The 14,503-nt window shown below is 72.4% G+C and carries 11 protein-coding genes; 5 read left to right on the forward strand and 6 right to left on the reverse strand.

What is annotated here, in order from left to right:
* Positions 1-186 precede the first annotated feature (186 nt).
* Positions 187-1,122: a cyclase family protein gene (locus tag OHT01_RS22480; protein ID WP_328554916.1), complete on the reverse strand. Its 936-nt coding sequence runs from the start codon at positions 1,120-1,122 to the stop codon at positions 187-189.
* 96 nt (positions 1,123-1,218) lie between these two features.
* On the opposite strand from OHT01_RS22480, the gene OHT01_RS22485 reads away from it, so the two are divergent.
* From OHT01_RS22485 to OHT01_RS22495, 3 genes are all read left to right on the forward strand, one after another.
* Positions 1,219-2,130, forward strand: coding sequence for an SDR family oxidoreductase (locus OHT01_RS22485; protein WP_328554917.1), 912 nt, complete (start codon positions 1,219-1,221; stop codon positions 2,128-2,130).
* A gap of 71 nt (positions 2,131-2,201) precedes the next feature.
* Entirely contained in the window at positions 2,202-3,368 is a 1,167-nt protein-coding gene (locus OHT01_RS22490; protein ID WP_328554918.1) for an acyl-CoA dehydrogenase family protein, read from the forward strand.
* Positions 3,369-3,542: 174 nt separating this feature from the next.
* On the forward strand, positions 3,543-4,592 hold the full coding sequence (locus tag OHT01_RS22495; RefSeq protein ID WP_328554919.1) for a Zn-dependent alcohol dehydrogenase: 1,050 nt from the start codon (positions 3,543-3,545) through the stop codon (positions 4,590-4,592).
* A 16-nt stretch (positions 4,593-4,608) separates the two neighbouring features.
* Here the strand turns inward: OHT01_RS22495 and OHT01_RS22500 are convergent, their stop codons facing one another.
* The gene (locus OHT01_RS22500) at positions 4,609-5,691 is read right to left on the reverse strand and encodes a GlxA family transcriptional regulator (RefSeq protein ID WP_328554920.1); all 1,083 of its coding nucleotides are present in this window, start codon (positions 5,689-5,691) and stop codon (positions 4,609-4,611) included.
* A gap of 71 nt (positions 5,692-5,762) precedes the next feature.
* On the opposite strand from OHT01_RS22500, the gene OHT01_RS22505 reads away from it, so the two are divergent.
* Positions 5,763-7,097: an MFS transporter gene (locus tag OHT01_RS22505; RefSeq protein WP_328554921.1), complete on the forward strand. Its 1,335-nt coding sequence runs from the start codon at positions 5,763-5,765 to the stop codon at positions 7,095-7,097.
* 93 nt (positions 7,098-7,190) lie between these two features.
* On the opposite strand, the gene OHT01_RS22510 is transcribed toward OHT01_RS22505, so the two are convergent.
* The gene (locus tag OHT01_RS22510) at positions 7,191-7,826 is read right to left on the reverse strand and encodes a flavin reductase family protein (RefSeq protein WP_328554922.1); all 636 of its coding nucleotides are present in this window, start codon (positions 7,824-7,826) and stop codon (positions 7,191-7,193) included.
* A gap of 170 nt (positions 7,827-7,996) precedes the next feature.
* Here OHT01_RS22510 and OHT01_RS22515 point away from each other — a divergent pair, with 170 nt between their 5' ends.
* Positions 7,997-8,965, forward strand: a complete 969-nt coding sequence (locus OHT01_RS22515; protein ID WP_328554923.1) for a hypothetical protein — start codon at positions 7,997-7,999, stop codon at positions 8,963-8,965.
* Positions 8,966-9,217: 252 nt separating this feature from the next.
* Here the strand turns inward: OHT01_RS22515 and OHT01_RS22520 are convergent, their stop codons facing one another.
* From OHT01_RS22520 to OHT01_RS22530, 3 genes are all read right to left on the reverse strand, one after another.
* The gene (locus OHT01_RS22520; protein ID WP_328554924.1) at positions 9,218-9,997 is read right to left on the reverse strand and encodes an enoyl-CoA hydratase/isomerase family protein; all 780 of its coding nucleotides are present in this window, start codon (positions 9,995-9,997) and stop codon (positions 9,218-9,220) included.
* Between the two features lie 334 nt (positions 9,998-10,331).
* Positions 10,332-12,557 (reverse strand): acetate--CoA ligase family protein, encoded by a 2,226-nt coding sequence (locus OHT01_RS22525; RefSeq protein ID WP_328554925.1) that lies wholly within the window; start codon positions 12,555-12,557, stop codon positions 10,332-10,334.
* 618 nt (positions 12,558-13,175) lie between these two features.
* Positions 13,176-14,375, reverse strand: coding sequence for a flavin-containing monooxygenase (locus tag OHT01_RS22530; protein WP_328554926.1), 1,200 nt, complete (start codon positions 14,373-14,375; stop codon positions 13,176-13,178).
* Between the last annotated feature and the right edge of the window lie 128 nt (positions 14,376-14,503).

Raw genomic sequence — 14,503 nt, forward strand, 5'->3', positions numbered from 1 at the left:
TGCCGTGCCCGGGGTGAGGTGGGGGACCTCCCGGTCGGGCGCAGTCGAGAGTGGGGGAGGCGCGCCGCCAGCCGGCCCGCGGGATGGAGGCGTCGGCCGCCTTCGGGTGGGCGGGCTCCTCGGGGCGGACGGGCTCCTTCGTGCGGACGGGTCCCTTCGGACGGGCTCCTTCGGATGGGCGGGCCCCTAGAGGATCGCCACCGGTGCTACGGGTGTGCCGGTGCCGCCGACGAACGGTTCCGGCATCGCCGACAGCAGGAACGCGTAGCGGCTTTCTTGTCCACAGGCTGTGGACAACTCTTCGAGATTCCAGTTCTGGCCCTGCAACATCCCCATTTCGACCAGATCGAGCGCGTGTACGGGCAGCCACAGGTCCTCGATCTCGGGCGGGAAGATCTCGAAGGTCAGGGTGTCGTTGGCGACCGCCGCGACATCGCGCGCGTGGAACCACTCCGGGGTGCGCACCGACAGGCCCGGCGACGGATACCCGTACCCGTGCTTGTCGCCCGCGAGGTACACCTGGATCTGGCCCGTCCGTACGAGCACGATGTCGCCCGCCCGTACCCGCGTGCCCGCCAACTCCTCCGCCGCCTCCAGGTCCTCGGGGGTCACCGCGTGCCCGCCGGCCAGCCGGTGCTCGCCGCGAGCCCGCGCCACGTCGAGCAGCACGCCGCGCGAGACGATGTGCCGCGGCTTGTCGATCCCGCCGAACTCGGCGCCGCCGTGCGGGGTGACGGTGGAGGCCGGGCGTCCGTTGTAGAGCTTGCCGGAGTGCGAGACATGGGTCAGCGCGTCCCAGTGGGTGCCCGCCTGGAGGCCCATGGTCACGGCGTCGTCGCTGCACGCCACCGTCCCGGGGCCGAAGATCTCCTGGTTGATCTGCACCATCGCGTGCAGCGGGTTGACCCGTCCCGGGATCATCCCGGTCTGCACGCCGTCCTGTTGGAGCGGGAGGGCGAGCGGCACGCGGCGCCCGGTCCGTACGGTCGCGGCGGCCTCCCGCACCACCTCGTCGGTGACGAGGTTCAGCGTTCCGATCTCGTCGTCGGCCCCCCAGCGCCCCCAGTTGTTCACCCGCTTGGCGATCTCGTGGAACTCCGGATGGAGCGTCGGCTGCGACATGAGTCCTCCCCGGGGGCTTGTCTCCAGGTATCTGACGGGTCGTAGAATCCGAGTTGAATCTAACGGACCGTCAGAAACTGCGGGAAGGGGCCGGGCGTGGGGAACTTCTTGGCGGGCAAGGTCATCGCCGTCACGGGCGCGGGGCGGGGGATAGGCCGGGCGGTCGCCCTCGCCGCGGCGGCCGAGGGCGCGTCCGTCGTCGTCAACGACTACGGCGTGTCCGTCGAGGGCGCCGAGCCCACGAGTTCGGTCGCCGACGCGGTCGTCAAGGAGATCGAGGCGGCCGGCGGGGAAGCGGTCGCGGTGGCCGACGACATCTCGACGATGGCGGGCGGGCAGCACGTCGTCGACACCGCGCTCGCCTCCTACGGGCGGATCGACGGCGTGGTGTGCGTGGCCGGCATCCTGCGCGAGCGGATGCTCTTCAACATGTCCGAGCAGGAGTGGGACCCGGTCGTCGCGACCCATCTCAAGGGCACGTTCACCCTCTTCCGCGCCGCCTCGGCGGTGATGCGCAGACAGGGCTCGGGCACGCTGATCGGCTTCACCAGCGGCAACCACCAGGGATCGGTCGCGCAGGCCAACTACAGCGCGGCGAAGGGCGGCATCATCTCGCTGGTGCGCAGCGCGGCCCTCGGACTGCACAAGTACGGCGTCACCGCGAACGCGGTCGCGCCCGTCGCCCGTACCCGCATGTCGGCGAACGTCCCCATGGAGCTGAAGGAGATCGGCGAACCGGAGGACGTGGCCGCCCTCGTGGTCTACCTGCTGTCGGACCGGGCCCGCGCCGAGCGCATCACCGGGCAGGTCTACACGATCGCCGGCCCCAAGATCGCCGTATGGGCCCAGCCCCGCGAACTGCGCGCCGGCTACGCCGAGGGCGCCTGGACCCCGGAGAAGATCGCCGACTTCCTGCCCGGCACGGTCGGCGTCGATCCGATGCCGCTGCTGGAACAACTGGAGGCGATGGCGCGGGCGGCGGCGGAGAAGGCGCGCCCCAACGCCTGAGTCCGTCCCGTGAGTCCGTCTCGTACGTCCGTCTCGTGAGTCCGTCGTCGGGGCAGGTGGGAGGAGAGCGCGTGGATTTCGCATTCGGTCCGCAGGACGAGGCCTTCCGGCGCGAGGCGCGGACCTGGCTGGAGGAACACCTGGCCGGCACGCCCGCGCGCCGCGACTGGGAGCGCGAACTCGGCCGGGGCGGCTGGATCGGGCTCGGCTGGGACGAGGACGGCTACGGCAACCGGCGCGCGGACCTGACCCGGCAGGTCGTATGGGCCGAGGAGTACGCCCGCTCGAAGGCGCCGCCCCGGTCCGGGCACATCGGCGAGAACCTGCTGGCGCCGACGCTCATCGCGCACGGGACGCCGGAACAGAAGCGCCGCTTCCTGCCGCCGGTCGCCGCGGGCCGGGAGCTGTGGTGCCAGGGATACAGCGAACCGGACGCTGGCTCGGACCTGGCGGGCATCCGGACGACCGCCGTACGGGAGGAGGGGGCCGCGCCGACGGGGGTCCTCCGGGTCACCGGCCAGAAGATCTGGACCTCGCTCGCCCACGAGGCCGACTGGTGCTTCGTGCTCGCCCGGACGGAGCCGGGGTCCACCCGCCACCACGGCCTGTCCTTCCTCCTCGTCCCCATGGACCAGCCCGGCCGCGTAGAGGTCCGTCCGATCCGCCAGTTGACCGGCACGAGCGAGTTCAACGAGGTGTTCTTCGACGGGGCGCGGGCGCGGGCCGACCATGTGGTCGGCGGCGAGGGGAACGGCTGGCGGGTCGCCATGAGCCTGCTCGGATACGAGCGCGGGGTCTCGACGCTGGCCCAGCAGATCGGATTCGCCGAGGAGTTGGGGAGCGTGCTGCGGACGGCGGTCGCGACGGGAGCGGCCGCGGACCCGGTGCTGCGCGACCGGCTCGTGGGGCTGTGGGCCGAGTTGCGCACGATGCGCTGGAACGCGCTGTGCACGCTGGGCACTTCGGGCGGCCCGGCGGACGCGGGAGCGCCGAGCGTGGCGAAGTTGCTGTGGGGCGGCTGGCACCGGCGGCTCGGCGAACTGGCGGTGCAGGTGCGGGGTGCCGGAGCGGCGGTGGGTCCGGCGGACTGGTCGGCCGCGCGGCCGTACGAACTGGACGCCGCCCAGCACCTGTTCCTCTTCGGCCGGGCCGACACGATCTACGGCGGCTCGGACGAGATCCAGCGCACGATCATCGCCGAGCGCGTGCTCGGCCTGCCGAAGGAACCCCGGGGCTAGCCGGGACCCGCCCGGCACGGAGCGGGAACCATTCGGCGGGCTCGGGAGCAAGCCCGGCACAGGTCCCGGGAACAGCCCGGCACAGGTTTCGGGAACAGCCCGGTACGGCGCAGGAAATGCCCGGTACGGCCCAGGAGCAGCCCGGGGTGGCCCGGGAAGAGGGGAGCTGGCGCGATGCGAGGCGTGATCTTCGACGGGAAGCGGACCCAGGTCGTGGACGATCTGGAGATACGGGACCCAGGACCCGGAGAGGTGCGGGTGGCGGTCTCCGCGGCGGGGCTCTGCCACAGTGATCTCTCCGTGGTGGACGGGACCATACCCTTCCCCGTTCCCGTGGTGCTCGGCCATGAGGGTGCGGGTGTGGTGGAGGCGGTGGGCGCGGGTGTCACCCATGTCGAGCCCGGCGACCATGTGGCCCTGTCCACACTCGCCAACTGCGGGACCTGCGCCGAGTGCGACCGGGGGCGACCCACCATGTGCCGCAAGGCGATCGGTATGCCGCAGCGGCCGTTCACGCGGTCCGGGCAGCCTCTCTACCAGTTCGCCTCCAACTCGGCCTTCGCGGAACACACGGTGGTGAAGGCGGTACAGGCGGTCCGGATCGCGAAGGACATCCCGCTGACGTCCGCCGCGCTGATCGGCTGCGGCGTCCTCACCGGGGTCGGAGCGGTCCTCAACCGGGCCCGGGTCGACCGCGGCGACACCGTTCTCGTCATCGGCACCGGCGGAATCGGCCTCAACGTCATCCAGGGCGCGCGACTCGCGGGCGCCCTGCGGATCGTCGCCGTCGACTCCAATCCGGCCAAGGAGGCCGTGGCCCGCCAGTTCGGCGCGACGCACTTCCTGACCTCGACGGACCGGGTGAAGGACATCCTCCCCACCGGCGCCCAGCACGCCTTCGAATGCGTCGGACGCGTCGAACTCATCCGCCAGGCGGTCGACTTGCTCGACCGGCACGGCCAGGCGATCCTGCTCGGCGTGCCCCCGGCGACGGCCGAGGCCTCCTTCCTCGTCTCCTCGATGTACCTCGACAAGTCCATCCTGGGCTGCCGCTACGGCTCGTCCCGCCCCCAGCGGGACATCGCCCTGTACGCCGAGCTGTACCGCGAAGGCCGGCTTCTCCTGGACGAGTTGGTGACGGCGACGTACCCGGTCGAGGACTTCGAGAGGGCGGCCGAGGACGCGCACGCGGGGAAGGTGGCGAGGGCGGTGCTGACGTTCTAGACGAGCTGTCCGGGCGTCATATGCGTGAGCAGGCGCGGGAGTTCCCGCCACGAGGTTCACCGGGTTCACCGGGTCCACCGGGTGTGCCGGGTGCGTCGGGTCCGTCCGCTCCGGTGCCGGACCTGAAGGTGCGCCGGTAGGTGGTGGGGGTGACTCCGAGGGTCGTCTGCAGGTGCTGGCGCATCGATTGGGCCGTGCCGAAGCCGGCGACGCGGGCCACGTGGTCGATGGACAGATCGCTGGACTCCAGGAGATGGCGGGCGTGTTCGACGCGCTGCCGGGTGAGCCACTGGCCGGGGCTGACGCCGACCTCCTCGCGGAAGCGCCGGGTGAACGTGCGGACGGACATGGACTCCTGCTCGGCCATGTCCCGCAACTGGATCGGCTCGTGGAGCCGGCCGAGCGCCCAGGCGCGGGCGGCGGTCGTGCCGGCCGACTGCGCCTCCGGCACCGGACGCTGGATGTACTGCGCCTGACCGCCGTCGCGGTGCGGCGGTACGACGGTGCGGCGGGCCACCTCGTTGGCGACGGCGGCGCCGTGGTCCCGGCGTACGAGATGCAGGCACAGGTCGATCCCGGCCGCGACCCCGGCGGAGGTGAGGACGTCGCCGTCGTCGATGAAGAGCACGTCCGCGTCGACGCTGATCTGCGGGAAGAGCCGCTGGAAGTGCTCGGCGTGCATCCAGTGCGTGGTGGCGGGGCGGCCGTCGAGGTACCCGGCGGCGGCGAGGACGTAGCTGCCGGTGCAGATGGAGACCAGGCGGGTGCCGGGGCGGAGGTGCGCGAGGGCGGCGACCAGCTCGGGGGTCAGGATGCCCTCCTGCTGGACGGGCCCGAGTTCGTACGAGGCCGGGACGACGACGGTGTCGGCGGTGGCGAGCGCCTCGGGCCCGTTGGCGACCAGGACGGCGAAGTCGGCGTCGGTCTCCACCGGGCCGGGTGGCCGGACCGAGCAGGTGACGACCTCGTAGAGCGAGCGCCCGTCGGTGTCCCGCGCCTTGCCGAAGATGCGCTGCGGAATGCCCAGCTCGAAGGGGAGCAGCCCGTCGAGGGCGAGGACGACGACGCGGTGCGGACGGAACGTATCCGAGGTGGCCATGGCCCGATCCTAGCGAATGCTGTCCTTCGGGCCAGTGGTTCGGTGGGGGCCGTTCCTCGAAGATCTATGGCGTGACCCAGACAAGCGAAGCCGCCCCGGCCTCCGAGGACTCCCGGCCCATCCGACCCGCGGCCCGTCACCGCATCCACCGTGCGTGGTTCGTCGCCGCCGTCACCTTCGTGACGATCGTCGGCGCGGCGGCCTTCCGGTCGCTGCCCGGACTGCTGATCGACCCGCTGCACCAGGAGTTCCACTGGTCGCGCGGCACGATCGGCGCGGCGGTCTCGATCAACCTCGCGCTGTACGGACTCACGGCGCCGTTCGCGGCGGCGCTCATGGACCGCTTCGGCATCCGGCGCGTGGTGGCGATCGCCCTGACCGTGATCGCGGTCGGCTCCGGGCTGACCGTATGGATGACTGCGGCCTGGCAACTGCTGCTCTGCTGGGGCCTGTTGGTCGGTCTGGGCTCCGGCTCGATGGCGCTCGCCTTCGCGGCGACGGTCACCAACCGCTGGTTCACCGCCCGCAAGGGCCTGGTGACGGGCATCCTGACCGCGGCCTCGGCCTCGGGCCAGCTGATCTTCCTGCCGCTGCTGTCCTGGATCGTCACGGAGCACGGCTGGCGTCCGGCCGCGGTGACCGTCTCGCTCGCCGCCCTCGCGGTCGTGCCCTTCGTCTGGCTGCTGCTGCGCGACCACCCGGCCGACGTGGGGCAGATGCCGTACGGGGCAACGGAGTTCGTACCGAAGCCCGAGCCGCTGCGGGGCGCCGCCCGGCGGACGGTGGGGGTGCTGCTCTCCGCCGTCCGTACGGGTCCCTTCTGGCTGCTGGCCGGGACGTTCGCGATCTGCGGCGCCTCGACGAACGGTCTGGTCCAGACGCACTTCGTGCCCGCCGCCCACGACCACGGCATGCCCATCACCGCGGCTGCCTCGCTCCTCGCGGTGATCGGGGTCTTCGACGTGGTCGGCACGGTCGCCTCGGGCTGGTTCACCGACCGCTTCGAGCCGCGCCGCCTGCTCGCGGTGTACTACGCCCTGCGCGGCATCTCGCTGCTGTTCCTCCCGATGCTCCTCGCCCCGACCGTGCACCCGCCGATGATCTTCTTCATCGTGTTCTACGGCCTCGACTGGGTCGCCACGGTTCCGCCCACCCTGGCCCTGTGCCGTGAGGCGTACGGCGAGGACAGCGCCATCGTCTTCGGCTGGGTCCTCGCCTCCCACCAGGTCGGCGCGGCCCTCGTCGCCTTCCTCGGCGGCGTCGCCCGCGACACCTTCGGCTCGTACGACGTCGTCTGGTACGCCTCGGGTGCGCTGTGCGCGGCGGCCGCGCTGATGGCTCTGGTGATCCGGCGCCACCGGCCTTCGCTCCCGCCGACCGCGGCGGTGTCGCCCGCCATCGCCTGACGGGGCCGTCGGCCCGCCGCTCGACGCTCGTGCCGGATGGACAAGCCGAACCAGGTCCAGCTCGCATCAGGCCGCCGACGGTCCTGTCTCGCGTCAGTCGAGGAACCGGCCCCTGTGGAAGAGCAGCGGAGGAATGTGCTCGTCGCCGGCGCCGTTCGTGCCGAGCGCGTCGACCCGGCCGACCACGATCAGGTGGTCCCCGCCCGTGTGCACCGCGTGGATCGTGCAGTCGATCCAGGCCGCGGTGCCCGCGAGGCGGGGCGAGCCGGAGACCGGGGCGGCGTCGTGGACCACCCCGGCGAACTTGTCCGCGCCGCTCACCGCGAAACCGCGGCACAAGTCGCCCTGGTGCGCGCCGAGAACGTTGACGCAGAAGACCCCGGCGCGCGCGATCCGCGGCCAGGTCGTCGACGTACGGCCGACCATGAAGCAGATCAGCGGAGGGTCCAGGGAGAGGGAGGCGAACGACTGGCAGGCGAAGCCGGCCGGGCCGGCGGACTCCCCGGTGCCGGTGGCCGTGGCCGTGCCCGGTGCCGTCACCACCGTCACTCCGGTCGCGAAGTGGCCCAGTACGCGCCGGAATTCGGCCGGATCGACCGGTGCCCGCTCGTCCTCGCCGACCGCGCGCAGCTCCGGGCGCGGCAGTGCTTCGACGGGCCCCGCGACGGTGGGGGCCCCGGCCGACCTGAGGTAGCGGACGGCGGCGGCGGCCATCCCTGCGTGTCCCATCACGTCTTCCATTGAAGCTGACGAGGTGTCAGATGGGAAGGGGTCCGCCGGGCCGGGAGCGCGACCGTACGGCGGGGCGGGGCGCGGGCGGGGGGCCGGTGGGGCCTGTGGGGGCGGACGGCGGCAACCCCTCGCCGGACGAGGTGTTTCGGCCGCGTATCTTTCGCCTCATGAGGTGCGCAGACTCCGGGCGGCCCGTGCGCTCCCGGTGGACATGGACCGGTGTGGAGGTGAACCTCGCCGCGGCGATCTGCGCGGCGCAGTTCGCGGTCGCCTTCACCGTCCGGTGGGTCGGGACGTTCGACGACGACGACCACGGCGCCGGGCTGGGTGGAGGGTTCGCCGCCGTCGGCCTGCTGTGCCTGCTGGTGTTCGGGCCGCCCCTGCTCGCCGTCCTGGGGCTGCTGCACGCGGTGACGTTCACGATGCCGGCGGCCACGCTCGCCCGGCTGGTGACCCGCCGCGCGCCCGGCCCCGAGGGTGCCTGGCACCTGGGTTTCGTGCTGGTGCTCGGCACGTTCTGGGCCGCGCTCGCGGTCGTCCTCCTCGGCCTCGCGCCCACCGGCGTCCCGGCCCTGCTGATCGCCGTGTCGGGTGTCCCGCCCGCGCTGGGTGCCGCCCGGACGCGGTGGCGCGAGCGCGTCTCCGGACGTCCGCCGGCCGGCCGGCGCATCTGGCTCCGCTCGGCGATCGCGGGATTCGGGGGGTGCCTCATGGTCATCGTGGCGGGCACGGTGGCCCTGGCCACGGGAGTCATCCAGGAGTACGAGCCCCCGAAACTCGGGGCCGAGCAGCTCACCGGCGTCTGGCACGGCGATCACGGGGCCGTGCTGCGACTGCGCGCCGACGGCCGGGCCGAGCTCACGGCGCTTCCGGCCCAGCCCGAGTTCGGGGACGTGGCCACCAAGGAGTTCACGCGCTGCGACGGCACCGGCAAGTGGTTCCTCGACACCAGCGGCCGCTACGACCCGTACGCCGACGGGCACGCCCTCGAACGGCGGGACGGTGTCGTGGTCCGCGTCGGCGACTGCGGCCACGACACGTACTGGACCATCGGCGGCACCGCGGCCCACCCGGAACTGTTCGTCCTCTTCGGCGACCCCGACTCGGGTGACCTGCGCATACTGAAGCAGGACTGAACGGGCCCGCCTCGCTTCGACACTGTCGGTCCGGGCCGGGGGCTCGGCGCTGTCCGGTTCGGCATGGCCCGGCGGGGCCTGGCATGGCACGGAATGGTTCGGCACGGCGTGGTGGGGCCTGGCTCTGCGTTGTCCGGCATGGCACGGCCTGGCGGGGTAGCTCTCCGCTGTCCGGCGCTGCCCGGCGCGGCCTGGCACGGTCTGGCCCGGCACGGGACGGTGCGGCTTGCCCGGTGTTCCCCCGGGCCGGTGTCAGCGGCCCTCGTAGCGGGGGGTCCGGCGTTCCACGAAGCTCGCCACGCCCTCGTTGGCGTCCGCCGTCGTCATGTTGATCTCCTGCGCCGCCGCCTCCGCCGCGAAGGCGCTGCCGCGGTCGGTGTCGAGGGAGGCGTTCACCAGTTGTTTGGTGAGGGCCAGCGCGCGGGTCGGCCCGGCGGCGAGCCGCTCGGACCACTCGCGCGCCGTCTTCTCCAACTCCTCGGGCGGTACGACCCTGTTGACGAGCCCGATCCGCTCCGCGTCGGTGGCGTTCAGCGCGTCGCCGAAGAACATCAGCTCCTTGGCCCGCCGCGGACCGACCAGGCGGGGCAGCAGATAGGCCCCGCCGCCGTCCGGCACGAGACCGCGGCGCACGAACACCTCGATGAACCTTGCCGGTTCGGCCGCGAGGACGAGGTCGCACGCGAAGGCGAGATGCGCGCCGATCCCGGCCGCCGTGCCGTTGACCGCCGCGAGCACCGGCTTCTCGCAGTCGAGGACGGCTGCGATCAGGCGCTGCGCGCCCAGCCGGATGGTGCGGGCGACATCGCCGGGCACCCGCTCCCCGGCGGGCGGACCGCCCCGCAGGTCCGCTCCCGCGCAGAACCCGCGGCCGGTCGCGGTGATGACCACGGCCCGCACCGCGGGGTCGGCGGACGCCGCCGTGAGCAGCTCGATCACGCGTTCCCGCTGGTCCCAGGTGAGCGCGTTCATCGCCTCGGGGCGGTCGAGGGTGATCCACGAGACCGCGTTGTCAGTGGTGTGCCGTATCAATGAGTCGAGGGGCTTTTCGGTTGGTTCGCGAGAGTCGCGAGAGTCGCGAGAGTCGCGAGAGTCGCGAGAGTCGCGAGAGTCGCGAGAGTCGCGAGGTTCGCGCTGTTCACGTTGTTCGCGGTTTTCGCTGGGTTCGGGAGCTTCACGGGACACACGGGGGGAGTCGGTCATGGGGGTGCTCCGTTTCGTACGGCGGTTGCGGGCGGGTCTGCCGGGCGGTGTGCATGGCCCGGGCCGTGTGCTTGGCCCGGGCTGTGCGGGCCGGCGGGCCGGTGCGCACCGGCGGGCCCGCGCGGGCCGTCGTGCGGGCCCGCGCGAGCGGCCCGGAGCCGGTTCAGCGGCAGAGCACCAGCGCGTCCAGGGCCACCGCTCCCTGCCCCCGGGGCAGCACCATCAGCGGATTGATGTCCAGCTCCGAGATCTCGTCCCCGAGTTCGAGCGCCATGCGCTGCACCCGGACCACGACCTCGACGAGCGCGTCCACATCCACCGGCGGGGCCCCGCGCACCCCGTCGAGGAGTGCCCGCCCCCGCAGCTCGGACAGCATGGCCCGCGCCTGGTCGTCACCGAACGGCGGCACGCGTACGGCGGTGTCGCGCAGCACCTCGACGAGGACCCCGCCGAGCCCGACGGTCACGGTCGGCCCGAAGAGCTGGTCGTGCGTGACGCCGACGACCATCTCGACGCCCCGCTCGACCATCTGGCAGACGAGGACGCCGTCGAGGGAGATGTCCTCGTAGCGGGCGATGTCGGTCAGCTCGCGATAGGCGTCGCGGACCTGGCTGGCGGAGGTCAGCCCGATCTTGACCAGGCCGAGTTCCGTCTTGTGGGCGATCTGCGCGCCGGAGGCCTTCATGACCACCGGGTAGCCGACCTGGCTCGCCGCCCGTACGGCCGCCGCCGCGCTGGTCACCAACTGCTCGCGCGGTACGCGGATCCCGTACGCGCGCAGCAGTTGCTTGGCCGCGTGTTCGCTCAGTTGCTGCCCCGGGCGCATCAGTGCCTGGGCCTTGCGGAAGGAGGGCGACGGGGTGCGCGGGGCCTCGTCGAAGGGCGAGCGGTACGCGGCGGTGAACCGCGCGTGGTCGAGGTGGGCGCGCACGGCGGTGATGCAGTTGGCGAAGGTACGGAAGGTGGCGACCCGGGACGACCCGAGCAGCGTCTCGCGGTACGCCGCCTCCGTGCCGACCGGCGATCCCCACACCACGCAGACGAGCTTGTCCGTCTGTTCCGCCGCGTCCACCAGGTCCTGCGCGAGTTTGTCGCTCATGGGCGGGAAGGGCCCGGTGATCGGGCAGATCAGCACGCCGACCGAGGGGTCGGCGAGGATCGCGTCGATGATCTTCCGGCCGCGCCAGTCGCCGACCGGGTGGCCGCCGTTGTCGACCGGGTTCGCGACGTTCAGGTAGTCGGGTATCCAGGTGTGCAGTTCGGCCTGTTTGGCGTCCGAGAGGACCGGCAGGTCCAGTCCCGCCGCGCTCGCCAGGTCCGCGAAGTGCGCGCCCGTGCCGCCCGAGATCGAATAGACCACGACCCCGTCGACCCTCGGTGTGCGGGCCCGCGCCAGCAGGGCCGCGGTGTCCTGGAGTTCGTCGAGTCCGTCGACGCGGATCACCCCGAACTGCCGCATCGCCGCGTCCACGACGGTGTCGGCGCCGGTCAGCTTGCCGGTGTGCGAGGCGGCGGTGCGGGCGCCGGTCTCGGTGCGGCCGACCTTGACCGCGACGACGGGCACTCCGCGCCGGGCGGCGCGGTCGGCGGCGAGCAGGAAGGAGCGGCCGTCCTTGAGCCCCTCGACGTAGCAGGCGATGGCGCCGACCTCGGGACGTTCGGAGAAGTAGGAGATGAAGTCGGAGGTCTCCAGATCGGCCTCGTTGCCGGTGGGTGCCCAGTGGGAGAGGCGGACGCCCAGTTGCTGCATCGCGAACACCGGCCGCCCCTGGTGGCCGGACTGGGTGATGAGGGCGATCGCGGGACCGTCGAGGTCGTCGCGGAAGTTCTCGAAGGCGTTGAGGTTGGTGTTGGGTCCGAGCAGCCGCAGACCGGAGCGGCGTACGGCGGTGGCGAGCCGGGCCTGTTCGGCGGCGCCCTCGGTCCCGGTCTCGGCGAACCCGGACGCGAAGGCGACCGCGAACTTCACCTTGGCCTCGGCCAGTTCCTCGATCACCGGAAGGGGGTCGCCGACGAGGAGTACGGCCAGATCCACCTGCTCCGGCAGGTCCGCCACGGAGGGGAGGCAGGGCAGGCCGAAGACGGTCCGGCGGGTGGGGTGCACCGGGTGGAGCCGGGCGCCGACCCGCTCGGCCCAGCCGATGAGCTGCCGCGTGATCCCGGTGTTCGGCCGCCCCTCGGTGTCCGAGGCGCCGATCACGGCCACGGACTCGGGGCGGAAGAAGCGGTCCAGATCGGGTACTGCGGCGTACAGCGGGCGCCCGCTGACGTCCAGGTCGTCCACCTCGGCCGGTCGTCCGTGCACGACCGGCGAGGGCTGCTCGCCGCAGGCGATGACCCGGGCCCGGCGGGAGTCGGTGGTGAGGGTGCCGTGGGTTGATCCAAGCATCGGTCCGCCCGCTCCTGTGTGACAGCCAACTGATAACTGACGCAGTGTCAGATTACGCAACTGACGTCGCGTCAGGAACCGTTGTGCAGGGGTGGGCTTCTGTTAGGTACCCGCCGGAGGGTCCGGCCTACCGTGGTTCCGTCCGGTGGGGGTCCGGTCTGCCGCGGTTCGGGTGCTGTCCGGTGGGTGGGTCGGGGCCGTGCCGGTACATCCGCCCGCATCCGAACGGATCCCATCGGCGTTTCGACGTGGACGGCGGTGACGATCCGTCCGGCCTGCGGGCATTTGATGTACCGGCACGGCCCCTTCCGTGCGCTCCCGGGTGCGGGTACGGGTGCGTCGTCGTGGCTGCTCCTTCCCCGGACGGGGAAGCAATCAGCCCTCCGGTCCGCCGTCCGGGCGGAAGGAAGCTTGAGCCCTCCGACCCATCTTCCGGGCGAGGGGGAACTTCGGTCCCACCGGCCCGCCTTCGGGTGCGGGGGAGTTTCAGCCCCTGCGGCGTTTGAGGAGCGGGGTCTGGGGCGGAGCCCCAGGGGTGGTGGGGGTCCCCCCTGGTCGAGCGAAGCCGAGACCTTGGGGGAGGGTAGGGGCGGAGGGGGCGAGAGAGTCGTCGGTTTCTCAGCGGGTGGGCTGGGGGGTGGTCGTGTGGCGGGCGACCGCCTTCGCGATCTTCTCGGCGTCGAGGGCGAGTTCGCGGAACATGCCGCTGATGGGGTTGGTGAAGCCGGTGAAGTACAGGCCGGGCGCGTTCTCCGGGGTGTGGCCGCCCTGCACGACCGGGCGTCCGCGACCGTCGAGCACGTCGAGGTGGCCGACCATGCCCTCCAGGGCTCGCACGTATCCCGTGGCGGCGATGACCACGTCCGGGTCGATCCGGCTTCCGTCGGCGAGGACGGCCTTGTCGTCCTCGAACCCGTCCACCGCGGCCACGATCTCGACCTCGCCCCTGCGTACGGCGGCGATCAGGCCGACGTCCTGGACGGGGATGGAACCCTCGTTGACGCGCGAGTACAGCCCGGTTTCGGGGCGGGGCAGACCCTGCGCCGCCAGATCGGGCACGCTCAGCCGCGCCATCGGCCCGGCGAGCCCGTCCACGAGCCGCACCGGCAGCCGCCGTACGAGGATGCCCGTGAACTGCGCGGCCCAGCCGGCCGTCGAGCGGCGCACGATGTGCGGCGCGGTGCGTACGGACAGCCGTACGCGCGAGGCGCCGCCCTCGACCAGGTCCACGGCGATCTCGGCACCCGTGTTGCCGATGCCGACGACGAGGACGTCGCGGCCCGCGTAGGGGGCCGGGCTGCGGTACTCGCCGGCGTGCAGCAGCTTGCCGGTGTACGTGTCGCGGCCGGACCAGTCGGGGATGTGTGGGGTGTGGTTGTAGCCGGTCGCGACGACCACCGCGCTGCCGGTCAGTTCACGGCCGCCGGTGGCGTGCAGCAGCCAGCCGTCGCCGCCCGGGGCGGGCTCGACGCGCGAGACCTCCACGCCCGTGACGATCTCCAGCTCGTGGTGCTCGGCGTACTTCTCCAGATAGCGCACCACGTTGTCGCGCGACACCCAGCGGCCGAACGAGCGCGGCATCTTCAGCCCGGGCAGCGCGGACAGCCGCCGGGTGGTGTGCAGGTGCAGGCGGTCGTAGTGGCGTCGCCAGGACGCGCCGACCTGGTCCGACTTCTCCAGCACGACGGCTCGTACACCCCGGGCGCGCAGCGCGTGAGCCGCCGCGAGCCCCCCGGGGCCGCCCCCGATCACGTACACGGGGCGGTCCTCGTGGGACGGCACCGTGCGGGGGGTCGTGGAAGCAGTCGAGTCGGCCATAGCGCGAGCGTAATCACGACTTTCCTTGATAGGTCTCGGTCAAGACCGGAATCGGTTGCGAAGTGGTCACGACTGCGGGAGGAGTGCGTGCGACTGGTGGCGTAGATCACTTCAGTGTGATGGGGGCG

Origin of the sequence: Streptomyces sp. NBC_00358 (assembly GCF_036099295.1) — a bacterium.
Lineage (GTDB): Bacteria > Actinomycetota > Actinomycetes > Streptomycetales > Streptomycetaceae > Streptomyces.